The organism is Rhizobium sp. FG113 (assembly GCF_057809895.1).
In genome coordinates this window covers 26,107-47,057 of record NZ_JBMDKV010000010.1, presented here as the reverse complement: position 1 = coordinate 47,057, position 20,951 = coordinate 26,107, and the positions used below count along the sequence as shown (strand labels likewise).

At 62.2% G+C, this 20,951-nt stretch carries 21 protein-coding genes; 10 read left to right on the top strand and 11 right to left on the bottom strand.

Translation table 11 applies throughout. The features are described from left to right. Positions 1-18 precede the first annotated feature (18 nt). The 9 genes from ACODTZ_RS21495 (at position 19) to ACODTZ_RS21455 (ending at position 10,007) form a co-directional block, all read left to right on the top strand. Positions 19-849 (top strand): RNA methyltransferase, encoded by an 831-nt coding sequence (locus tag ACODTZ_RS21495; RefSeq protein WP_489027897.1) that lies wholly within the window; start codon positions 19-21, stop codon positions 847-849. Continuing rightward, positions 830-1,633 carry a glutamate racemase gene (murI, locus tag ACODTZ_RS21490; protein WP_489027895.1) on the top strand — a complete coding sequence of 268 codons (804 nt, stop codon included), beginning with the start codon at positions 830-832 and terminating at the stop codon, positions 1,631-1,633. The genes ACODTZ_RS21495 and murI overlap by 20 nt, the downstream gene beginning before the upstream one ends. Positions 1,634-1,758: 125 nt before the next feature. Further along, positions 1,759-2,934, top strand: coding sequence for an MFS transporter (locus ACODTZ_RS21485; RefSeq protein WP_489027893.1), 1,176 nt, complete (start codon positions 1,759-1,761; stop codon positions 2,932-2,934). A 100-nt stretch (positions 2,935-3,034) separates the two neighbouring features. Then, positions 3,035-4,552 (top strand): helicase HerA domain-containing protein, encoded by a 1,518-nt coding sequence (locus ACODTZ_RS21480; protein WP_489027891.1) that lies wholly within the window; start codon positions 3,035-3,037, stop codon positions 4,550-4,552. A gap of 182 nt (positions 4,553-4,734) precedes the next feature. After that, the gene (gene phoA / locus ACODTZ_RS21475; protein WP_489027889.1) at positions 4,735-6,189 is read left to right on the top strand and encodes an alkaline phosphatase; all 1,455 of its coding nucleotides are present in this window, start codon (positions 4,735-4,737) and stop codon (positions 6,187-6,189) included. 308 nt (positions 6,190-6,497) lie between these two features. Continuing rightward, positions 6,498-7,115 (top strand): 30S ribosomal protein S4, encoded by a 618-nt coding sequence (gene rpsD, locus ACODTZ_RS21470; protein ID WP_018902188.1) that lies wholly within the window; start codon positions 6,498-6,500, stop codon positions 7,113-7,115. A 75-nt stretch (positions 7,116-7,190) separates the two neighbouring features. Further along, positions 7,191-8,120 (top strand): glutaminase, encoded by a 930-nt coding sequence (locus tag ACODTZ_RS21465; protein ID WP_209233586.1) that lies wholly within the window; start codon positions 7,191-7,193, stop codon positions 8,118-8,120. 70 nt (positions 8,121-8,190) lie between these two features. Beyond that, positions 8,191-9,084 carry a tRNA 2-thiocytidine(32) synthetase TtcA gene (gene ttcA / locus ACODTZ_RS21460; RefSeq protein WP_489027887.1) on the top strand — a complete coding sequence of 298 codons (894 nt, stop codon included), beginning with the start codon at positions 8,191-8,193 and terminating at the stop codon, positions 9,082-9,084. A 98-nt stretch (positions 9,085-9,182) separates the two neighbouring features. Continuing rightward, complete coding sequence (locus tag ACODTZ_RS21455; protein WP_489027885.1) at positions 9,183-10,007, top strand: inositol monophosphatase family protein; 825 nt, start codon at positions 9,183-9,185, stop codon at positions 10,005-10,007. 37 nt (positions 10,008-10,044) lie between these two features. Here the strand turns inward: ACODTZ_RS21455 and ACODTZ_RS21450 are convergent, their stop codons facing one another. The 8 genes from ACODTZ_RS21450 to ACODTZ_RS21415 all read right to left on the bottom strand — a co-directional run bounded on the left by ACODTZ_RS21450 (position 10,045) and on the right by ACODTZ_RS21415 (position 19,211). Next, the gene (locus ACODTZ_RS21450) at positions 10,045-11,325 is read right to left on the bottom strand and encodes a multidrug effflux MFS transporter (RefSeq protein WP_489027883.1); all 1,281 of its coding nucleotides are present in this window, start codon (positions 11,323-11,325) and stop codon (positions 10,045-10,047) included. Positions 11,326-11,371: 46 nt separating this feature from the next. Continuing rightward, positions 11,372-12,577 (bottom strand): multidrug effflux MFS transporter, encoded by a 1,206-nt coding sequence (locus ACODTZ_RS21445; protein WP_489028089.1) that lies wholly within the window; start codon positions 12,575-12,577, stop codon positions 11,372-11,374. 142 nt (positions 12,578-12,719) lie between these two features. Next, complete coding sequence (grxD, locus tag ACODTZ_RS21440) at positions 12,720-13,055, bottom strand: Grx4 family monothiol glutaredoxin (protein WP_018902196.1); 336 nt, start codon at positions 13,053-13,055, stop codon at positions 12,720-12,722. Positions 13,056-13,200: 145 nt separating this feature from the next. Beyond that, complete coding sequence (locus tag ACODTZ_RS21435) at positions 13,201-14,115, bottom strand: LysR substrate-binding domain-containing protein (RefSeq protein ID WP_489027880.1); 915 nt, start codon at positions 14,113-14,115, stop codon at positions 13,201-13,203. Positions 14,116-14,471: 356 nt separating this feature from the next. Then, on the bottom strand, positions 14,472-14,705 hold the full coding sequence (locus ACODTZ_RS21430; RefSeq protein WP_018902199.1) for a BolA/IbaG family iron-sulfur metabolism protein: 234 nt from the start codon (positions 14,703-14,705) through the stop codon (positions 14,472-14,474). 20 nt (positions 14,706-14,725) lie between these two features. Beyond that, on the bottom strand, positions 14,726-16,960 hold the full coding sequence (gene purL, locus ACODTZ_RS21425) for a phosphoribosylformylglycinamidine synthase subunit PurL (protein WP_489027878.1): 2,235 nt from the start codon (positions 16,958-16,960) through the stop codon (positions 14,726-14,728). Positions 16,961-17,083: 123 nt separating this feature from the next. Continuing rightward, positions 17,084-17,650 carry an acyloxyacyl hydrolase gene (locus ACODTZ_RS21420; RefSeq protein WP_018902201.1) on the bottom strand — a complete coding sequence of 189 codons (567 nt, stop codon included), beginning with the start codon at positions 17,648-17,650 and terminating at the stop codon, positions 17,084-17,086. A 142-nt stretch (positions 17,651-17,792) separates the two neighbouring features. Beyond that, positions 17,793-19,211 (bottom strand): aminotransferase-like domain-containing protein, encoded by a 1,419-nt coding sequence (locus ACODTZ_RS21415; RefSeq protein ID WP_489027876.1) that lies wholly within the window; start codon positions 19,209-19,211, stop codon positions 17,793-17,795. A 78-nt stretch (positions 19,212-19,289) separates the two neighbouring features. On the opposite strand from ACODTZ_RS21415, the gene ACODTZ_RS21410 reads away from it, so the two are divergent. Then, on the top strand, positions 19,290-19,541 hold the full coding sequence (locus tag ACODTZ_RS21410) for a DUF1127 domain-containing protein (RefSeq protein WP_489027874.1): 252 nt from the start codon (positions 19,290-19,292) through the stop codon (positions 19,539-19,541). Between the two features lie 23 nt (positions 19,542-19,564). Here the strand turns inward: ACODTZ_RS21410 and ACODTZ_RS21405 are convergent, their stop codons facing one another. From ACODTZ_RS21405 to ACODTZ_RS21395, 3 genes are read right to left on the bottom strand one after another with little or no spacing between them, the layout of a single operon-like run. Continuing rightward, the gene (locus ACODTZ_RS21405) at positions 19,565-19,963 is read right to left on the bottom strand and encodes a hypothetical protein (RefSeq protein WP_018902204.1); all 399 of its coding nucleotides are present in this window, start codon (positions 19,961-19,963) and stop codon (positions 19,565-19,567) included. 48 nt (positions 19,964-20,011) lie between these two features. Continuing rightward, the gene (purQ, locus tag ACODTZ_RS21400) at positions 20,012-20,683 is read right to left on the bottom strand and encodes a phosphoribosylformylglycinamidine synthase subunit PurQ (protein WP_489027872.1); all 672 of its coding nucleotides are present in this window, start codon (positions 20,681-20,683) and stop codon (positions 20,012-20,014) included. After that, the gene (locus ACODTZ_RS21395) at positions 20,680-20,937 is read right to left on the bottom strand and encodes a hypothetical protein (RefSeq protein WP_112983316.1); all 258 of its coding nucleotides are present in this window, start codon (positions 20,935-20,937) and stop codon (positions 20,680-20,682) included. Before ACODTZ_RS21395 ends, purQ begins: the two co-directional genes overlap by 4 nt. Between the last annotated feature and the right edge of the window lie 14 nt (positions 20,938-20,951).

The following is a 20,951-nucleotide window of genomic DNA, read 5'->3' as shown; positions in this document are numbered from 1 at the left end:
CAAAAGGATTTTGACTTCATGGCAGGCACGAACAGCGAGCGTCTTCTTCTGACGGAAGGTCCCGTCATCATTCTGGTCGAACCGCAGATGGGCGAGAATATCGGGATGGTGGCGCGCGCCATGGCGAATTTCGGGCTGTCCGAACTGCGCCTGGTCAATCCGCGTGACGGATGGCCGAACGAGAAGGCGCAGGCCGCAGCGTCGAAGGCCGACCATGTGATCGAGGGCACCAAGGTGTTCGAGACGCTGGAAGAGGCAATCGCCGATCTCAACTTCGTCTATGCGACGACGGCGCGTGAGCGGGATGGCTTCAAGCCGGTGCGTTCGCCAGTGGTGGCGGCGCAGACGTTGCGTGCGCGGTTTACGGCGGGCGAGGGGACCGGCATCCTTTTCGGGCGCGAGCGCTGGGGCCTGTCCAACGAAGAAGTGGCGCTGGCAGACGAGATCGTGACCTTTCCCGTCAACCCCGCCTTTGCCTCGCTCAACATCGCGCAGGCGGTTCTGCTCATGTCCTACGAGTGGATGAAATCGGGCATGGAGGATCTCGGCAGCGTTCCCTTCCAGGCGATGGAACAGACGCCATCGACGAAGGAACAATTGCACGGGCTCTACGACCAGTTGGAAGAAGCGCTGGATTCGCGCAATTATTTCCATCCGCCCGCGAAAAAGCCGAAAATGATCGACAATCTCCGGGCAGTCCTTTCCCGCCGCGCCTTCACGGAGCAGGAAATCAGCGTGATGCGCGGCGTGATCTCCTCCCTCGACCGTTTCTCGCGGAAATATCCGCGCGGAAGCCGGGCGCCCGCAGACGTCAAGGAACAGCAGGAAGATGACAGCAGCGACGCATGAGCTGAAACCAATCCTGGTCTTCGATTCAGGTATTGGCGGGCTGACGGTGCTGCGCGAGGCGCGGGTATTGATGCCCGAACGCGGTTTCATCTATGTCGCCGACGATGCCGGCTTTCCCTATGGCGGCTGGGAAGAGCAGGCGCTGAGGGAGCGGATCATCGCTCTCTTCGCCCGGCTGCTTCGCGAGCACGACCCAGAGGTCTGCATCATCGCCTGCAACACCGCCTTCACGCTGGCAGGCGCCGATCTGCGTGCCGCATTCCCCGGCATGACCTTCGTCGGCACCGTGCCGGCGATCAAGCCGGCGGCGGAGCGGACGCGCTCGGGCCTCGTCTCGGTGCTCGCGACACCCGGAACCGTCAAGCGCGCCTATACCCGCGATCTTATCCAGTCCTTCGCGCAGCAATGCCATGTTCGCCTCGTCGGCTCGGAAAACCTCGCCCGCATGGCGGAGGCCTATATTCGCGGTGATACGCTCTCCGATGAGGCGGTCATGGGCGAGATCGCCCAGTGCTTCGTCGAGAAGGACGGCAGGAAGACGGATATCGTCGTGCTGGCCTGCACGCACTATCCGTTCATGGCCAACATCTTCCGGAGACTGGCGCCGTGGCCGGTGGATTGGCTGGATCCGGCGGAGGCCATCGCGCGGCGGGCGCGCAGCCTCGTCCCTGAAGTGGCCGATGCCGTGCATCCCGACAATTTCGACTTCGCGGTCTTCACCTCGGGCAATCCGGATTTCTCGACGAAACGGCTGATGCAGGGATTTGGTCTCACCGTCAGGTGACATCGTTCCATTGTGGCGATCTTTCGCGCCGTCGGCGCTTTCCTTCGCGATGCCGATATCGCAAGCTCTGAGATGGAGAATCGTTCGCGGGCTTCGGCTCCCTGACGCGAACAGGGGAATGTCTTATGTCGTTTCAAAGACTTGTGATGCTGATCTTCTTTCTGCAGCCGATCGCCTTCGGCAGCTGGCTGCCGCGCATTCCCGATGTGCAGGCAAAGCTCGGCATGGGGCCGGCGGATCTTGCCATCGCGCTGCTCGGCTTGCCGATCGGCACGCTGATGACCTTGCCCTTCGCCGGCCGGCTGGTCGCGAAAATCGGTGGGCGCGCCACGATCATCTATGGTTTCGTGGCCTTTCTCGCGGTCGTCTCCCTGCCGGCCTTCGCCGACAATATCACGACGCTGTTCTTCGCGCTGATGATCCTCGGCGTCACGCTGTCGACGCTTGAGCTCGGCCTCAATGTCGAGGCCGACCGGGCGGAGAAGACGACTGGCCTCATGATCATGAGCCGATGCCATGGCTTCTGGAGCCTCGGCATCATGGCGGGCAGCCTGCTTGGCGTGGGAGCCGCCGCGCTGCACCTGCCGGCGAACTGGTCGATCGCCCTGATCGCGCTCTCGGTGCTGCCGATCGCGCTTTTCGTCAGTGTGCGGCTGCCGCTTGGGCCCGATCCGGCGGCCGAGGCATCGCATGCGAAAAGCGTACCGTTCAAGCTGCCGAGTGCAGCCCTTCTCGGCATCTGCGCCTTCACCTTCGGCATCACCATGACCGAGGGCGCGATCGCCGACTGGTCGGCGGTCTATCTGCGCGACGTGCTGTTTGCGACCGGGGCGCTGACAGGTCTCGGCTACTCGGTGTTCGCCTGCCTCGTGGCAACGGGGCGCTTCGGCGGCGATTACATGAAGAGCCGCTTCGGCGCCGTTGCCATCGCCAGGGTCTGCGGCTGCGCGTCGCTTGCCGGCATGGTGATCGTGCTGCTTGCGCCGAACACGGCGGTGGCGCTGATCGGTTTCGCGGCGATCGGCGTCGGCGTATCGGTCGGCTTCCCGCTGGCGGTCACGGCATCGGCCAGTCTGACGGACCGGCCGGCGGCCGCAAGCGTCGCCATCCTGACCTTCATTGCGCTCAGCGGCTTCCTCGTCGGCCCTCCGGCGATCGGCTTCGTTGCCGAAGCCTTCGGACTGCGTGTCGGGCTGGGCATCCTGCTCATTCCGCTTGCCGTCAGCCTACTCTTCACCCGCATGCTGATACCGAGCACCGAGAGCCATGCAAGCGCTGTCGTGGCCGACAAGGCGGCCTGATTCGAAAAGACGCGATTGGTTGTGGGTTTTGTTCCGTAGGCCGAGCATTCCGCCGCGAATCTGCTAAAGAGTGGCGTTGATTTCAGAAGGGGAATGGGACTTGCAGGTTGGTATCGATATGGGATCGGCGTCGGGAGGCAATCCGGCCACGCTCGATATCGAGGAGCTGCTGGCGACCCGTCTCCTTGTTCAGGGCAATTCCGGCTCCGGAAAGTCGCACCTGTTGCGGCGCCTGCTCGAGCAATCCGCGCCGTGGGTGCAGCAGGTCATCATCGATCCCGAGGGCGATTTCGTCACGTTGAGCGACAAGTTCGGCCACGTGGTCGTCGATGGCGAGCGCACGGAGGCGGAGCTTGCGGGCATTGCGAATCGTATTCGCCAGCACCGCGTCTCCTGCGTGCTCACGCTCGAAGGGCTGGAGATCGAGCAGCAGATGCGCGCGGCAGCGGCTTTCCTGAACGGCATGTTCGATGCTGATCGCGAATTCTGGTATCCGGTGCTCGTCGTTGTCGACGAAGCGCAGATGTTTGCGCCGTCGGTCGCCGGCGAAGTCTCCGACGATGCGCGCAAGATGTCGCTCGGCGCGATGACGAACCTGATGTGCCGTGGCCGTAAGCGCGGTCTGGCCGGCGTCATCGCCACGCAGCGTCTGGCCAAGCTTGCCAAGAACGTCGCCGCCGAAGCCTCCAACTTCCTGATGGGCCGCACCTTCCTCGATATCGACATGGCGCGCGCCGCCGATCTGCTCGGCATGGACCGTCGCCAGGCGGAAATGTTCCGCGATCTGAAGCGCGGTAATTTCGTGGCACTCGGTCCGGCCCTGTCGCGTCGCCCGCTGCCGATCCAGATCGGTAATGTGGAGACCTCGGCGCGTTCGTCGAGCCCGAAGCTGATGCCGCTGCCGGACTCTCCTCAGGACGTCGAAGACCTGATCTTCACGCCGGATCCGGAAGAATTCCAGCGGCCGATCGTGCGCCGCGCAGCACCCGCGCCACGCCCGACCACGGATATCCTGGCCGAGCTTTCGCGCTCCGCACCCGCCGCCACCGCGCCGCAGCCGGCCGAAGGCCGCGTGAGCCAGCCGGAAATGTCGGCGGAAGACCGCGAGGAGCGTGTCTCGGCCGTGTTGAGCGAGATCCTCGACGATCCGGGTTCGGGTTTCCGCACGGATTCGGTGCTTTATCAGGAGTTCCTCGTGCGCCTTCGCATGCGCCGCGTGCCGGGATCGCCGATGTCGCTGCCGGAATTCCGCCGCCGCGTCGCCGTATCGCGCTCGGGCGTCGATCCGGAGACGGCCGGGACGGAAGCATGGGCGACGGCGCTGTCGCTGTCGTCAAGCGTGACGGATGATCTGCAGGGTGTCTTCCTGATGCTCGCAAAGGCCGCCGTCTGCGGTGAGCCGTGCCCGTCGGACGCACGCATCGCGCGCGCCTATGGCACGCATTCTGCACGCCGCGCTCGCCGTCTCCTCGGTTATTTCGAAGAGCAGGGGACCGTTGTGGTCCATACCGATTTCTCCGGCAAGCGCATTGTCGCCTTCCCCGACATCAACTGCCAGACGGCGCCGGGCGATGCCAATGCGCCTGATGTCGATGGCGTGCAGTCGGCTGCTGAATAAAAGCGGTCCGCTTCCATATTCACATTTTGAGATAAAAACCGCCTTGCGGTTTTTTGTCGTGTATCGGCATTTCGGTACACGATAGGGTTGATCCTGTCACGTGCTGTTCATCTCAGGGGTGGATAACCCCGCATGCCCCACGCGGGCGTATTTAGACCTTTTGCCCAGAGGAGATGTTGGCCATGTCGAATTCCACCCGTGCGATCACCGCATTTGCAGCAGCGCTGCTTGCCACCGTTGCCATCCAGCCTGTTCATGCCGCCGATGCGGCTGCGACCAAGCTCATGGAGCGCGGCGCTAGCGAGGACCTGAGCACGCCCGGCGGCGCGCGCCGCATCTCCGGCGACATCACCGAGGCTTACCGTGCTGCGATCGTCGACGGCCGCCCGAAGAACGTCATCCTCCTGATCGGTGATGGCATGGGTGATTCCGAAATCACCATCGCCCGCAACTACGCCGTCGGTGCCGGCCAGTATTTCAAGGGCATCGACGCTCTGCCCGTCACCGGCCAGTACACGCACTATTCGCTCGACAAGAAGACCGGCAAGCCGACCTATGTGACGGACTCGGCCGCATCGGGCACCGCCTGGGCAACCGGCGTGAAGAGCTACAACGGCGCTATCGGCGTCGATATCCGCGAAGAGGCGCACGAGACGCTGCTGGAGAAGGCGAAGGCCGCCGGTCTTGCGACAGGCAACGTCTCGACTGCCGAGCTGCAGGACGCAACGCCTGCCGTGCAGATCGCTCATGTCACGCAGCGCAAGTGCTATGGTCCGGAAGCAACCACCGAGAAGTGCGTCAGCAACGCGCTCGAGAACGGCGGCAAGGGCTCGATCACCGAGCAGCTGATCAATGCCCGCGCCGACGTTACGCTCGGCGGCGGCGCCAAGAGCTTCGGCGAGATGGCAAAGGCCGGCGAGTGGAAGGGCAAGACGCTGCGCCAGCAGGCCGAAGAACGCGGCTACAAGATCGTCACCAACGCCGATGAGCTTGCCGCCGTCAAGCAGGCCAATGACAGCGCACCCGTTCTCGGTCTCTTCGCGGAGGGCAACATGCCGATCCGCTGGCAGGGCCCGCAGGCGAGCCACTACGGCAATGTCGAGAAGGAGCCCGTCGTCTGCAAGCCGAACGAGAAGCGCACGGCTGCCACGCCGACGCTCGCGCAGATGACGTCTAAGGCGATCGAGCTCCTCAGCACCAACGAGAAGGGATTCTTCCTGCAGGTCGAGGGCGCCTCGATCGACAAGCAGGACCATGCGGCCAACCCTTGCGGCCAGATCGGCGAGACCGTCGATCTCGACGAAGCCGTTCAGGAAGCGCTGAAGTTCGCGGAGCAGAAGGGCGATACGCTCGTGATCGTCACCGCCGACCACGCCCATGCCAGCCAGATCATCGACGCCAGCGCCAAGGCTCCCGGCCTGACGGAAGCGCTGATGACCAAGGATGGCGCCGTGATGGCTGTCAGCTATGGCAACTCGGACGAAGTCGATGACCAGGGCCACACCGGTTCGCAGCTGCGTATCGCAGCCTACGGTCCGCGTGCGGCCAACGTCAGCGGTTTGACCGACCAGACCGACCTGTTCTACACGATCAGCGATGCACTCGGCCTGAAAGCCCAGAAGGCCGCCATGAAGTAAGCCGCTCCGGCTTTCATGGAAGCAAGCCGCTCCGGCTTTCTTGGAAGCAATCCGTTCCGGCTTGCTTGGGATCATACGGTTTTGCCGGTGCGGCCATGGATTGTGATTGACATTCCAGTGACTTCACCCTAAAGACCGCGCCAGCACGGGGCAGCAATGTCCCGTGTTTCATTTGACATGTCCCGTGGAGTTTCCAGTTCGCGTAACTGGAAAATCCTGTCGGGCCTCCCTCAAAGAGGCCAAAGGAGGGCGTGTTTCCTTCGAGCGGTTTGGAAACAGACCGCCGTAACATTCTGAAAGGAAATACGATGAGCAAGCGCGAATCGTCCAAGTACAAAATTGACCGCCGTATGGGCGAAAACATCTGGGGCCGTCCTAAGTCCCCGGTGAACCGCCGCGAATACGGCCCGGGCCAGCACGGCCAGCGCCGCAAGGGCAAGCTCTCGGACTTCGGTGTGCAGCTGCGCGCCAAGCAGAAGCTCAAGGGTTACTACGGTGACCTGCGCGAGAAGCAGTTCCGCGCGATCTTCGCCGAAGCAGCTCGCCGCAAGGGCGACACTTCTGAAAACCTCATCGGTCTGTTGGAATCCCGCCTGGATGCGATCGTTTATCGCGCCAAGTTCGTTCCGACCGTCTTCGCTGCACGTCAGTTCGTCAACCACGGCCACGTGACCGTGAACGGCGTTCGCGTCAACATCGGTTCCTACCGTTGCAAGGCCGGCGACGTCATCGAAGTTCGTCAGAAGTCCAAGCAGCTGGTTTCGGTTCTCGAAGCTATCAGCCTGGCTGAACGCGACGTTCCTGAGTACATCGAAGTCGACCACAACAAGATGGTCGCTACCTTCGCTCGTGTACCGGCTCTCAGCGACGTACCGTACGCTGTTGTCATGGAACCGCACCTGGTGGTCGAATTCTATTCGCGTTAATTAGCGCGAGGCGTTTTCGCATACGGAAAAGCCGCCTCTCGGGGCGGCTTTTTTGTTATCTTGAGAGGGGTCGTGATGACGGATTTGCAGGCAGTCCTCGACAGTATCTATACCGAACTCCAGCCGCGCATCGGCGAGGGCAAGGTCGCGGATTATATTCCTGAGCTTGCCAAGATCGATCCCGCGCAGTTCGGGCTTTCGGTCGTCACTGTGGATGGCAAGGTCTATAGCGTCGGCGATGCGGCCGTACCCTTCTCGATCCAGAGTATCTCCAAGGTCTTCATGCTGACGCTGGCGCTCGGCAAGGTTGGTGAGGGGCTGTGGAAGCGCGTCGGGCGCGAGCCTTCAGGCAATTCCTTCAATTCGATCGTCCAGCTCGAGCAGGAAGCGGGCATCCCTCGCAATCCCTTCATCAATGCCGGCGCGATTGCCGTGGCCGACGTGGTGCTTGCCGGACACGAGCCGCGCGAGGCGATCGGCGAAGTCCTGCGCTTCGTGCGCTATCTGGCCGATGACGAGACGGTGACGATCGACGACAAGGTCGCCAAATCCGAGACGCAGACGGGCTATCGCAATTTCGCGTTGGCCAATTTCATGCGCGCCTACAAGAACATCGATCATCCGGTCGAGCATGTGCTCGGCGTTTATTTCCACCAGTGCGCGCTTTCGATGACCTGCGAGCAGCTGGCGCGCGCCGGTCTCTTCCTCGCAGCCCGTGGCGCGAATCCGATGACCGGCCATTCGGTGGTCTCGCCCAAGCGCGCGCGCCGCATCAACGCGCTGATGCTGACCTGCGGCCATTATGACGGATCCGGCGATTTCGCCTATCACGTCGGTCTTCCCGGCAAGAGCGGCGTCGGCGGCGGCATCTTCGCGGTGGCGCCGGGTATCGCCTCGATCGCGGTCTGGTCGCCTGGGCTGAACAAGGTCGGCAATTCGCAGCTTGGCGCCGTTGCGCTGGAAATGCTGGCGGCACGCACCGGATGGTCGGTTTTCGGCGATTGATGCTGGGTTGTGGCGCGGCTTTCTGCTAGACGGGGTTTGGTTTTGACCTGGGGCCTGAACGGATGAGACAATGAATATCGCAGCCAATATAGCGCCAAGCATCGGAGATGAGCTTGAAACGCCTGAGACAGACGGCGCGATCGCGCATGCGCTGTTTGCCGATGCGCCAAGCTCCGTCTCGTTCAACAAGCTGCGCAAGCGGCTGCTGCGCCAGGTGCGGCAGGCCTTCGACGATTTCGGCATGCTCAAGGGCCAGAAGCGCTGGCTGATCGGGCTTTCCGGTGGGAAGGACTCTTACGGCCTGCTGGCGCTGCTGCTCGACCTGCAATGGCGCGGCCTCCTGCCGGTCGAACTCGTCGCCTGCAATCTTGACCAGGGCCAGCCGAACTTTCCGAAGCATATCCTGCCGGAGTATCTGGCGAAGATTGGCGTCAAGCACCGCATCGAGTATCGCGACACCTACTCCATCGTGAAGGAGAAGGTCCCGGCCGGCGGCACCTATTGCTCGCTCTGTTCGCGCCTGCGCCGCGGCAACCTCTATCGCATCGCCCGCGAGGAAGGCTGCGACGCGCTGGTGCTCGGCCATCACCGCGAGGATATTCTCGAAACCTTCTTCATGAACTTCTTCCACGGCGGCCGCCTGGCCTCGATGCCGGCAAAGCTCCTGAACGACGAGGGCGATCTGATGGTGCTGCGTCCACTGGCCTATTGCGCCGAGGACGAAATGGCGAAATTCGCCGCCGCCATGCAGTTTCCGATCATCCCCTGCGATCTCTGCGGTTCGCAGGACGGACTACAGCGCAATGCCATGAAGGACATGCTCGCCGATATCGAGCGCCGCATGCCGGGCCGCAAGGACACGATGCTGCGGGCGCTCTCGCATGTGAACCCGTCGCATCTGCTCGACCCCAAGCTTTTTGACTTCGCCGGCCTGATGGCGGGCGATGCCGCGCCGGAAAAGTGAACTTCCGTGCGCGCTTAAGTTCTTGTTTTGACACATGCCGTTGTCGCAAAAATGCGGCATAGTCTTTCGGCATGTCACAGCGCCAGGAAGGATTGACCATGGTTTCCACGATAGATGTCACCACGCTTGCCGATCTCTTGCGGCGAGCAGCGAAGGCGGAAATATTGCCGCGCTTCCGCCGGCTCGGCAGCGACGATGTGCGCGCCAAGACCGAAGCGACCGATCTGGTGACGGAAGCCGATCTTGAAGCCGAGCGCATGATCAAGGCCGAAGTTGCCACGCTGTGGCCGGAGGCGCTGTTCATCGGTGAGGAATCCGTCGCGGCCGATCCGGCACTGCTTGGCAAGCTGAAGGATGCGTCGCTGTCGATCATCGTCGACCCCGTCGACGGCACCTTCAATTTCGCCTCGGGCATTCCCGCCTTCGGCGTCATGGCCTCGGTAGTCGCGAACGGCGAATGCATCGCCGGCATCATCTACGATCCGATGGGCGACGACTGGGTCATCGCGGAGAAGGGCGCCGGCACATGGCTGAAGCGTCCCGATGGCGATACGCAGCGCCTTCGTACAACCGCGCCCGTAGCGCTCGAGCAAATGGTCGGCATGGCCTCGACGGGCTTTCTGGCGCCAGCCAAACGCGCCGAGGTGCTCGCCAATCTCGCCAAGGTCCGCTTCATCTGCAACTACCGCTGCGCCGCACACGAACACCGGGCGTTTGCCGGCGGCCATGTGCATTACCTCATGTACAACAAGCTGATGCCCTGGGATCACCTCGGCGGCACGCTCGCCTGCGTCGAAGCCGGAGGCTACGCGGCGCGCTTCGACGGTTCGGCCTATCTGCCCGAGCATGTCGACGGCGGCCTGCTGATCGCGCCGGACAAGGAGAGCTGGGAGCTGCTTCGGCGCGAGGTGTTTACGGTTTAGAATAAAAGAAGCCCGCCAAATCGGCGGGCTTCGTGTTTTAGAAATGTCCCGCGCCCGGATCGAGTTGCGGATCGTCGCCCGGGTGGGTGAAGAGCTTGCCGCCTTCGGCCCAGAGCGTGGCTGCGATGCTGATAAGGCCGAACAGTGCGAAGCCGCCGAAGAGCGGCTGCACGGTGCCGTTGAACAGCTGGCCGACCGCGCCGCCGAGGATGGCGCCGAAGGTGGTCGAGACGAAGCCGGTGATCGAGGTGGCTGTACCGGCGAGATTGCCCATCGGCTCCAGGCTGATCGCCGTGAAGTTGGTGGCGATCACTGCGAACATCATCAACAGGATCGTGAACAGCGTATAGGCCAGCGTGAAGCTTGGCGTGCCGCCGAGCGCCTTGAAGAAGCCGATCGCCGAGATGATGGTGAAGAGGATCATCGCGACGTGCGAGATGCGGCGCATGCCGAACTTGCGCACGAAGAAGCCGTTGGCGAAGTTGGCGACCGCGATGCCGCCGGCGGTCGCCGCAAAGGCGATGGGAAGCCAGTCGCCAAGGCCGTAGACCTCGCCGAAGACCTGCTGAACGGAGATCACGTAGGCGCTGATGACGGCGGTGAACATCGTCAGCCCGATCATGTAGCCGCAGGTGATCTTGTTGGTCAGAACCGTCTTGAAGCCATCGACGATGTTGCCGAAGGAGAGCGGAATGCGCTCTTCGCGCGGCAGCGATTCCTTCAGGCGCAGTGATGCCCAGATGAACAGGATGGCGCCGACGATGCCGAGCAGGATGAAGATCCAGTGCCAGTTGGCATAGGTGATGATCAACTGGCCGACGGAGGGAGCGACGATCGGCACGATCATGAAGACGATCATGACATAGGACATGACGCGTGCCATTTCGCGTCCACCGAAGCAATCGCGGACGACGGCCATGGTGGTGATGCGCACGGCCGCGCCGCCGAGGCCCTGGATGAAGCGCATGACCAACAGCATCTCGAAGCTGCCGGTGGCAGCGGCACCGAACATCGCGAGCACATAGACCGCGAGGCCACCGAGCATGATGTTGCGGCGGCCGAACGTGTCCGACAGGCTGCCGAAGATGATCTGCGATACGCCGAAGCCGAGGAAGAAGACGCCGATGACGAGCTGCGCGTCGTTGGCGTTGGCGACATTAAGCGCATGGCCCATGGCGGGCAGGGCAGGCAGCATGCTGTCGATCGCCATGGCGACGCTTGCCGTCATGATGGCGATGGTGATCACGAATTCGAGGAAGCCCATGCCGATACGGCTGGACCCCTGGTTTTCGGTATGCGGCTTATGGGGCGGCGTCATGTGATTGTCCTGAAATATAGATTTGTCTCAATCGTCGCATGCTTGCTCAAACAGCCGGATTATGCGGCTGGAAGAGCTTTCCCTTCTCGGCGATCAGCACAAAGACGAGGCCGATGATCGAGACGGTGAAATAACCAGCGACCATGGGAAGTGCGGTGCCGTTGAAGGCCTGGCCGATGCCGGCGCCGATCAGCGCGCCGCCGACGGTGCTCATGAAACCGAGGACCGAGGAGGCGGTGCCGGCGACGTGGCCGAGCGGCTCCATGGCCAGCGAATTGAAGTTCGAGCCGATCCAGCCGAACTGGAACATCGCCAGGCCGAAGAAGCCGATGAACAGGAAGAACGGCATCGGGTGCGGCCCGAACACCAGGGCAAGCAGCCAGATGGTGTTGATGGTGATGAAGCCAAGCAACGCGCCATGCGACAGGCGGCGCATGCCGAACTTGCCGACGAGGCGCGAGTTCAGGAACGACGACATCGACATGAAGACCGCGACGCCGGCAAAGGCGAAGGGGAAATAGACGCCGAGGCCATAGATGCCGACATAGATCTGCTGCGCCGAGTTGATGAAGCCGAACAGCGAGCCGAATATGAAGGTGCTGGCGATCGTGTAGCAGAGCGCGATGCGGTTCGTCAGAACGAGCTTGAAGCCGCCCAGCACCGATTTCGCGGTGAAGGGACGAACGTTTTCCGGGCGCAGCGTCTCGGGCAGGCGGATATAAGCCCAGCCGGCAATGATGGCCGCCATGACGGCGATGAACAGGAAGATCAGGTGCCAACTGCCGAACAGCATGATGATCTGGCCGCTGCCCGGCGCGATGACGGGAACGATCATGAAGACCATCATGATCAGCGACATGACCTCGGCCATCTGTCGGCCGCCATAGATATCGCGAACGATCGAGATGGTGATGACGCGGGTGGCTGCGGAGCCGAGACCCTGTACGAAGCGCAGGATCAGCAGGCCTTCGAAGGTGGGAATCAGCGCGCTGCCGAGGGAGGAACAGATGTAGATGCCGATGCCGGCCAGCAGGGGGAGGCGGCGACCGAAGCGATCGGACAGCGGGCCATAGATGAGCTGGGCAAAACCGAAGCCGAGAAGGTAGCTGGAGACGACGAATTGGCGATGGTTTTCGCTTTCGACGTTCAGGCTGGCGCCGATCTGCTGCAGCGCAGGCAGCATGATGTCGATCGCCAGCGAGTTGATCGCCATCAGGAAGGCGGCAAGCGCGATGAACTCACCCTTGCGCATGGGGATGCGGCCCACGTGCGCGGCTTGTGATGAATCTGTCACAATGTAATTCCCAAAAACAGGCCAAGGCGCTGTTCAGCACAGCGCCTCGGACTCAAAATACAGAAATGGAAACCGGGCGGACGCCCGGTGACCGGTCAGGTCAAGCAGCGCCGCGAACGGTTACGCCGTTTTCCTGGAAGTGCTGCTGCAATTCGCCAGCCTGGAACATTTCCTTGACGATGTCGCAGCCGCCGATGAATTCACCCTTGACGTAGAGCTGGGGAATGGTTGGCCAGTTGGAGTAATCCTTGATGCCCTGGCGGATTTCCGAATCAGCGAGCACGTTGACGCTCTTGTAGTCGACGCCGATGTAATCGAGAATCTGCACGACCTGGCCGGAGAAACCACACTGGGGAAACTGCGGCGTGCCCTTCATGAAGAGGACGACGTCGTTGGTCTTGATTTCGTTGTCGATGAATTCGTTGATGCCGCTCATGGGACTTAATCCTTTCAACAGGCGAGTTAAAGGCCCGCCGTTTCAATCGTTAAGCTTAGATAGCATGTGACGACCGGAATTCCAGCAGGTGGGAACAAAAAAAGGAGGGCCCTATCGGTCTGATGTTCCCGCTGTTGCCGAAGCGTTACGCCTGGCCATCGCCTTTTGAAGCCTCCTGAGAATTTACGGAGGTTTTAAGCCAATCCACGAAGACAGAGGCCTGAGGCGAGAGATCATCGAAACTCCTGGCGACAAGCCAGTATGCGCCATGCGGAATGGTGGTATCGAAGAGCTGCACAAGTTCTCCCGCCATGAGTTCATCGCGGATAAACATCCTGTCCATCAATGCGATACCCTCTCCGCGCAGCGTCGCTTGCAGGATGAGCGCGCCATCGGGATAGACCGAGCCGCGCGTTTCGCCGGCCTGTGCACCGGCGGCCGTAAACCAGCGATGCCAAAGGTCTCGATTGTCTTCATGAAGCAACGGGAGTTGCAGCAGATCCTTCGGCTTGGTCACGGGGGCGCGCGCACTCAGCAAATCGGGCGCGATCACGGGGATCATTGTCACGTCGGCGAGCCATTGGCATTCCACCCTCGGCCACTCCGTTCTCGTCGCGCTGTGGCGAACGGCGATCTCCACACGGCCGGCCCTGAATTCGACCGGGCGCGGGTCCACGTCAAGCAGCAGGTCGATATCGGGTTGCAAGCGACTAAATGAGGCCAGGCGCGGCGCCAGCCAGCCCGCCGCGAAGGACGGTTCGACGCTGATCGATAATGAAGAGGCGGGCTTGCTGGCCTTCAGGCGGTCGAGAGATGTGCCGATCGCATCGAAACTCGCCGTAAGGACGGCCAGCAACGTCTCGCCCGAGCCGGTGAGAGCGACCATACGGTGACGCCGCTCGAACAGCGGCTGGCCAAGCTGCCGCTCCAGTTCGCGCACCTGCCGGCTAACCGCGGACTGAGAAATCAGCAGCTCATCGGCAGCCCGGGTGAAACTCCGCAGACGCGCCGCGACCTCGAAACTGCGTAGGGCGGTCAAAGGTAAGCGACCACGTTTCATGGATAACCTCAAGTCATGCGAAGTGGACGATAAGCTCGTTTGAAGACCTTGGGCAACCGGAATTCAATGGCCATCGCGATCAAACCCGCGAGGAAAGACCATGTGTAGCGAAGTCTATCGTCTGATCATAGATGTCATCCGGATCGTCTCGTTTCAGCCGCGCGGCGCCGACAAAGCGTGGCGAGCGACCGGCGATTGGCCGATTGAAGACGATTGGGATGTGGAGTCGAGAGTGGAGACGCGCCGCCGTAGGCAGTCGAGGGACGATTGAATTGACGGCACGCGTTCACGGAAGAATGAGAAACAAAAATGCCCGGCGGAACCGGGCATTTTTTAACAGGCTATGACGGCAGGCCTTATTCCGGCGCCGAGGTCTGCAGCGCCAGCGCGTGCAGGACGCCGCCCATGTTGCCCTTCAGCGCGTCGTAAACCATCTTGTGCTGCTGCACGCGGCTCTTGCCGCGGAAGGCTTCGGCTACGACTTCGGCGGCGTAGTGATCGCCGTCGCCGGCCAGATCACGGATGACCACCTTTGCGCCGGGGATGCCGGCCTTGATCATGTCTTCGATGTCACCGGGTTTCATGGCCATGGTCGATTACTCCTTGCGCATCATTCCGCGGCAGCGAGCGTGCCGCTGCCATCCATGAACTCAGGGAACCATGATTCATGGGCGTGGCGCAATTGCTGAATCGGCAGCGACAGCAGATCGTCGACGACAAGCGCGTCGCCCTCGACCGTGCCGAGCCGGCGGAACGGAACGCCCGTACCTTCGGCGTTGGCGCAGACGAAGCTGGCGACATCGGCCGGTACGGTCAGCACGTAGCGCGCCTGGTCTTCACCGAAGAGAAGCCCGTGGGTTTCGCCGCGGCCTTCGCTGAGGCTGATCTTCAGGCCCTTGCCCGAGGACATCGCCATTTCCGCCAGAGCAAGCGCGAGACCGCCCGAGGAAATGTCGTGGCAGGCGGTTGCCTGGCCGTTGCGAATGACGGACCGGACGAAGTTGCCGTTGCGGCGTTCGGCGAAGAGATCGACTTCCGGCGGCGGGCCGTCGGTGCTGCCGAGAATATCGCGGAGATAGATGGACGAGCCGAGGTGGCTGCCATCGGTGCCGATCATGATGACCTTGTCACCATCGGATGCGCTGCCGATGCGCGCCATCTTCTTCCAATCACCAAGCAGGCCGACGCCGGCGATGGTGGGGGTGGGAAGGATCGCGACGCCGTTGGTTTCGTTATAGAGCGAGACGTTGCCGGAGACGATCGGGAAATCGAGCGCGCGGCAGGCTTCGCCGATGCCCTTCACGGCCTGCACCAACTGGCCCATGATCTCGGGCTTTTCCGGGTTGCCGAAGTTGAGGTTGTCGGTCGCGGCCAGGGGCTCGGCGCCTGTTGCGGTGATGTTGCGCCAGCATTCGGCCACAGCCTGCTTGCCGCCCTCGAACGGATCGGCCTCGACATAGCGCGGCGTCACGTCGGAGGAGAAGGCAAGCGCCTTGGTCGGATGCGTGTCGACGCGCACGACGCCGGCATCGCCGCCCGGCAGCTGCAGCGAGTTGCCCTGGATCAGCGTGTCATACTGTTCGTAGACCCAGCGGCGGCTGGACTCGTTCGGCGAGCCTACGAGCTGGAGCAGCGTCTGGCCGTAATCCTCGGGGGCTGCCACCAGATTGGCAGGGAGCGGTGCGCGCTTGTCGGCCTCGCGCCAGGGGCGGTCATATTCCGGTGCCTGATCGCCGAGATCCTTGATCGGCAGGTCGGCGACTTCAACGCCCTGGTGCATGACGCGGAAGCGCAGGTCGTCGGTGGTCTTGCCGACGATCGCGAAATCGAGGCCCCACTTGACGAAGATTGCCTTGGCGACTTCTTCCTTGGCAGGCTCGAGAACCATGAGCATGCGCTCCTGGCTTTCCGACAGCATCATCTCGTAAGCGGTCATCTGGTCCTCGCGCACCGGAACGGTGTCGAGGTCGAGCAGGATGCCGAGGTCGCCCTTGGCGCCCATTTCGACAGCCGAACAGGTGAGGCCGGCCGCACCCATGTCCTGGATGGCGATGACGGCGCCCGTCTGCATCAGCTCAAGGCACGCTTCGAGCAGGCACTTTTCGGTGAAGGGGTCGCCGACCTGAACGGTCGGGCGCTTTTCTTCGATCGATTCGTCGAATTCGGCCGATGCCATGGTCGCGCCGCCGACGCCATCACGGCCGGTCTTGGCGCCAAGATAGACGACGGGAAGGCCGACGCCCTTGGCTTCGGAGAGGAAGATGCCGTCGGACTTGGCAAGGCCGGCCGCGAATGCGTTGACCAGGATGTTGCCGTTGTAGCGCGCGTTGAACTCGACTTCGCCGCCGACCGTCGGAACGCCGAAGGAATTGCCGTAGCCGCCAACGCCGGAGACGACGCCGGACACGAGGTGCTTCGTCTTCGGATGATCAGGCGAGCCGAAACGCAGCGCGTTCATGGCGGCGATCGGGCGGGCGCCCATGGTGAAGACGTCGCGCAGAATGCCGCCGACGCCGGTCGCGGCGCCCTGATAGGGCTCGATGTAGGACGGGTGGTTGTGGCTCTCCATCTTGAAGACGACGACGTCGCCGTCATCGATATCAACGACGCCGGCGTTTTCGCCTGGGCCCTGGATAACGCGCGGACCCTTGGTGGGAAGCGTGCGGAGCCACTTCTTGGAGGATTTGTAGGAGCAGTGCTCGTTCCACATGGCCGAGAAGATGCCGAGCTCGGTGAAGGTCGGCTCCCTGCCGATCAGATCCAGAATCCGCTGGTATTCGTCCGGCTTCAAGCCGTGGGCGGCGATCAATTCTGGAGTGATCGGGCGGGTATTGGAAATGGTCATGAGCTCTGCGAAGTCCCTGCCGTTGCGCGATTTCGGTGTCTTTAGCCTAAGTGGGTGCGGCGCGCGACAGAAAAAAGCCCGCTGTTCACAGAGAGCGGGCTTCGAAGTGCAATATCGGGAAGTTTAGAACTTGTAGCCGACCTGGATGCCGGCGCGTGTCATGCCGTTGTTCGGCCCATCGCAGAGATTGGCGTGCGAGGAATGGGCGACTTGCGCCATGACATTCCAGTGCGCGTCGAAGCGATAACCAGCACCGACATATTCGTGGAAGAGGAAACGACAGCCGAGATCGGGACCATCGGCGCTGTTATCGAGATCGCCATTGTGCCAGACGCCACCGAAACCGGCTTCGGCGAAGACCTTCTCATTGAAGTTCACGGTCCAGGCCAAGCCGCCAAAGATCTGCGTCGCTTCGCCCGAGGTGCCGATCGAGGTGCCGAGGTTCAGGCGCGGACGCGCCAGCGTCTGCTTCCAGTCCGTTGCCGTATCCTGGCCGAACGGGTCGAAGAAGACCGTGACTTCGGGGAAGACGCCATCTTCGTGGCTGTGGCCGCCCTGTATCGACGCCGAGGCGCCAAAGCGCAATTCGTCGAAGATCTTTTCATCCGCATGGGCCGAGACCGGCAGGAGCGAGATGTTTGCAAGGAGAGCCGCGAGAAGTAGTCCGCGACCGGTCGATGCCGATGCCATGCTGTTCATTATCATGCGCCGCCTTTGGTGCCGGCGCAGATCGCCGTCCTCACCCTAATTGGTAGCATGCAAATCGATTCGGTAAAGCAGACAGGCGCTGAAAGCCCTAGATTTTAACGGGTGCGGCTGATCTGCAACAGCTTTAGACCTCTCCGTCGTATCCGGCGCCGCCACTTTCAAGCAGGCGTCGAACTGTCATCAAACCTGCAACCATTTCCCCTCTATCCTTGGGGGAGGAGAAGCTGATGCGCACGCGGTGATAGACCTTGTCGGTGCGCGCCGCCTTGAACTCGTCCTCGTCGTCAAGAAGCACGCCGTCGCGGAAGGCGGCGTTCTTGAAGGTGCCCGAGAGCCAGGGATCGGGAAGCTTCAGCCAGATGAACGGCACATGCGGGTGCGAGACGAAGTCGAAGCCCTGCAGCGTCTCGCGCGCCAGTCGCTCGCGCCCTGAAAGCTCGGTGATGCAGGCCTCGCGGATATCATGCGCCTCGCCGCTCTCGACAAGCCGGGCGCAGGCTTCGGCCAGAATGAAGGGCAGGCCGCCGGTGATCATCTTGTGGGTGACCTTGATGCGCTGGGCGAAATGCGGCGGGCAGGCGACCCAGCCGCCACGGATGCCGGCGGCCACCGATTTCGAGAGACCGCTGATCAGGAAGGTGCGATCGGGCGCCAGCGAGGCGAGCAACGGTTTTTCGTCGCCGGTCATGCCGCCGTAGAGATCGTCCTCGATGAGCCAAACCCCGTGTCTTCGCGCGATTTCGGCGATCTTGGCGCGCCGCTCATGCGGCATGGTTGATAGAGTCGGGTTGTGGGCCGTCGGCATCAGGAAGGCGAGCTTAGGGTGCTGCTGCGAGCAGAGGCGCTCGAAATCATCGGGAATGACGCCATGCTCGTCGGAATCGACGGTGATGGTCCGCCGACCAAGGATGCGGGCGCTGCGGCTCACCTGCGTATAGCTGAGGTTCTCGAAGACGATCTTGTCACCGGGCGAGGATATGGCCGAGATGACCGCGATGGCGGCCGCGTGCGCGCCGAGCGTGGGCACGATGTTTTCGGTGTCGGGCGCCCAGTCGTTGCGCGACAGCCAACGGCGCCCCGCCTCATACCAGTTCTTCGGGAAGACGCGCGAATAGGAGGAGATTTCGGCAAGCTGCTGCTCGCCGATATCGGCAAGGATGCGGCCGATGGCTTTTCCCTGGCCAAGATCGGGAGCCGCCGTCGTGTCGAAGCGGATCTTTCCCGATGGAGCGTCGATTGTCCTGGTGCCGCCGAGCGCAATCGTCAGCGGATCGGGCTGGTTACCCGGTGCCGTCTCCGCCCGGTCCAGCACGTAAGTCCCGCGCCCAACTTCGCCCGCCACCAGGCCGCGCTCGTGCACCAGCGCGTAGGCGCGGCCGCTTGTGCCGATTGTCACGCCGATATCGTAAGCGAGATTGCGCTGCGGCGGCAGCTTGCTGCCTGCGGGCAGGGCGCCGCTGGCAATGGCGGATTCGATATTGTCCGCGAGCCGCAGATAGACTGGGCCGGAACCGCGCGAGAGATCAGGGAGCCAATTTGTCATGATGACAATTTCCTAGATTGTCACCCTTGTCCTGTCAAGTCTATCAGGGTGGACGCATACAAGCGATCGGATAGTGACATGTCAGTAGCGCCTGACTTCAGGAGAGACAATCGGGTACATCGAGCGGAACAATTCCGTGATACGCCGAGGTTTGACCGGCACGATGTGTGGGCCGCTCTTGGTCGCGTTTGGGACAAGGTCGCGCTCTGGCAGCAGAAGCGGGCCAGCCGGCGCGTGCTCAGGGATCTGACGGATACGGAACTCCTCGATATCGGCATCAGCAGGGCCGATGCCGCCAAGGAAGTCGGCAAGTCGTTCTTCTGGGATTGAGGCTCTGGGCGCCTAATGCTGGCTTAGCTGCAGCTCTTGTTACCGCCGGCCCAGCGCGTGACGTCGCCGGCGATCCGCGGGCGTGCCGGACTATCCATCATCGGGCCGAAGGCGTCGAGCTTGGAAGGGTTGCCTTCCGCCTGGACGACCAGCAGTGGCCGGCTTTCCGGGCTGCCCTTGTGGACGACGAGAATGCGCGGGCGCCCGGAGAAGGAGTTGAGTTCCGGTGCCAGCTTGTAGGCGGCAAATGTCGCGTCGCCCGACTTGAACCAGCAATTGTTGGCCGCTACCGCCACGCGTTCCATGGTCGACAGCGCGCTGCGGTCCTGGCTGGGCGCCGGTGTCTTGGATTGGCACGACGCAACCAGTGCCGCGGTCGCGGCAATGGCGAGGACATGTGTCAGGGGCAGGTGAGGGCGCATCGATCTTGCTCCAGTGGACCGGATGAATGGCCTCATATCCGTTTAAGGTTAAGCAGCGATTACGTCGAGCGCGGAAGCGAACAACGCCCGGCCGTCGGAGCCGCCATGGGCTGCTTCGATCAGGTTTTCCGGATGCGGCATCATGCCGAGCACGTTGCCGCCCTCGTTCATGACGGCTGCGATGTCGTTCAGCGAGCCGTTCGGGTTGGTGCCCTCGGCGTAACGGAAGATCACCTGGCCATTGCCTTCGATCTTCGCCAGCGTTTCGGCATCGGCGAAATAGTTGCCGTCGTGGTGGGCGACCGGGCAACGGATGACCTGGCCCTTGGCATAGGCGCGGGTGAAATCCGTCTCGGCATTCGCCACTTCGAGCTTGATCTCGCGGCAGACGAACTTCAGCGAGGAATTGCGCATCAGCGCGCCGGGAAGCAGGCCGGATTCGACCAGGATCTGGAAGCCGTTGCAGACGCCCAGAACCTTCACGCCCTTGTTGGCCTTCTCGATGATCGCCTGCATGACCGGCATGCGCGCTGCGATCGCGCCGCAGCGCAGATAGTCGCCATAGGAGAACCCACCCGGAATGACGATCAGATCGACATCAGGGATATCGGTCTCCGTCTGCCAGATCGTCACCGGCGCCTGGCCGGAGATCTTGGTGAGAGCGGCGATCATGTCACGATCGCGATTGAGGCCCGGAAGCTGAACGACGGCGGATTTCATGGGTGTGGTTCAAACCTTGCTTGTGCTTCTGCGAGTTCTCGAAGTTCGAGACGGTTTTCGATGCGTTCTAGGCGTTGGTCGTGACGGTCGAGCACGCTGTAGATGTTGTGGATGTCCTGATTCACTGAAACGAGTATTCCTCGCATGGAGTTCAACTCGCTTCTCATTTCGTTCTGAGTGTGTTTCAGCCCCGAAATTTCGGCCTGAATGCGCTTAAAGAACTCAAACATAAATTCTTGTGTCACTTCAGCCATCGGACAATCTCCGC

Coding starts and splice junctions, on each gene's coding strand:
- ACODTZ_RS21495 (WP_489027897.1), top strand. CDS start 19: ATGGCAGGCACGAACAGCGAGCGTCTTCTTCTGACGGAAGGTCCCGTC.
- murI (WP_489027895.1), top strand. CDS start 830: ATGACAGCAGCGACGCATGAGCTGAAACCAATCCTGGTCTTCGATTCA.
- ACODTZ_RS21485 (WP_489027893.1), top strand. CDS start 1,759: ATGTCGTTTCAAAGACTTGTGATGCTGATCTTCTTTCTGCAGCCGATC.
- phoA (WP_489027889.1), top strand. CDS start 4,735: ATGTCGAATTCCACCCGTGCGATCACCGCATTTGCAGCAGCGCTGCTT.
- rpsD (WP_018902188.1), top strand. CDS start 6,498: ATGAGCAAGCGCGAATCGTCCAAGTACAAAATTGACCGCCGTATGGGC.
- ACODTZ_RS21465 (WP_209233586.1), top strand. CDS start 7,191: ATGACGGATTTGCAGGCAGTCCTCGACAGTATCTATACCGAACTCCAG.
- ttcA (WP_489027887.1), top strand. CDS start 8,191: ATGAATATCGCAGCCAATATAGCGCCAAGCATCGGAGATGAGCTTGAA.
- ACODTZ_RS21455 (WP_489027885.1), top strand. CDS start 9,183: ATGGTTTCCACGATAGATGTCACCACGCTTGCCGATCTCTTGCGGCGA.
- ACODTZ_RS21450 (WP_489027883.1), bottom strand. CDS start 11,325: ATGACGCCGCCCCATAAGCCGCATACCGAAAACCAGGGGTCCAGCCGT.
- ACODTZ_RS21445 (WP_489028089.1), bottom strand. CDS start 12,577: ATGCGCAAGGGTGAGTTCATCGCGCTTGCCGCCTTCCTGATGGCGATC.
- grxD (WP_018902196.1), bottom strand. CDS start 13,055: ATGAGCGGCATCAACGAATTCATCGACAACGAAATCAAGACCAACGAC.
- ACODTZ_RS21435 (WP_489027880.1), bottom strand. CDS start 14,115: ATGAAACGTGGTCGCTTACCTTTGACCGCCCTACGCAGTTTCGAGGTC.
- ACODTZ_RS21430 (WP_018902199.1), bottom strand. CDS start 14,705: ATGGCCATGAAACCCGGTGACATCGAAGACATGATCAAGGCCGGCATC.
- purL (WP_489027878.1), bottom strand. CDS start 16,960: ATGACCATTTCCAATACCCGCCCGATCACTCCAGAATTGATCGCCGCC.
- ACODTZ_RS21420 (WP_018902201.1), bottom strand. CDS start 17,650: ATGGCATCGGCATCGACCGGTCGCGGACTACTTCTCGCGGCTCTCCTT.
- ACODTZ_RS21415 (WP_489027876.1), bottom strand. CDS start 19,211: ATGACAAATTGGCTCCCTGATCTCTCGCGCGGTTCCGGCCCAGTCTAT.
- ACODTZ_RS21410 (WP_489027874.1), top strand. CDS start 19,290: ATGTCAGTAGCGCCTGACTTCAGGAGAGACAATCGGGTACATCGAGCG.
- ACODTZ_RS21405 (WP_018902204.1), bottom strand. CDS start 19,963: ATGCGCCCTCACCTGCCCCTGACACATGTCCTCGCCATTGCCGCGACC.
- purQ (WP_489027872.1), bottom strand. CDS start 20,683: ATGAAATCCGCCGTCGTTCAGCTTCCGGGCCTCAATCGCGATCGTGAC.
- ACODTZ_RS21395 (WP_112983316.1), bottom strand. CDS start 20,937: ATGGCTGAAGTGACACAAGAATTTATGTTTGAGTTCTTTAAGCGCATT.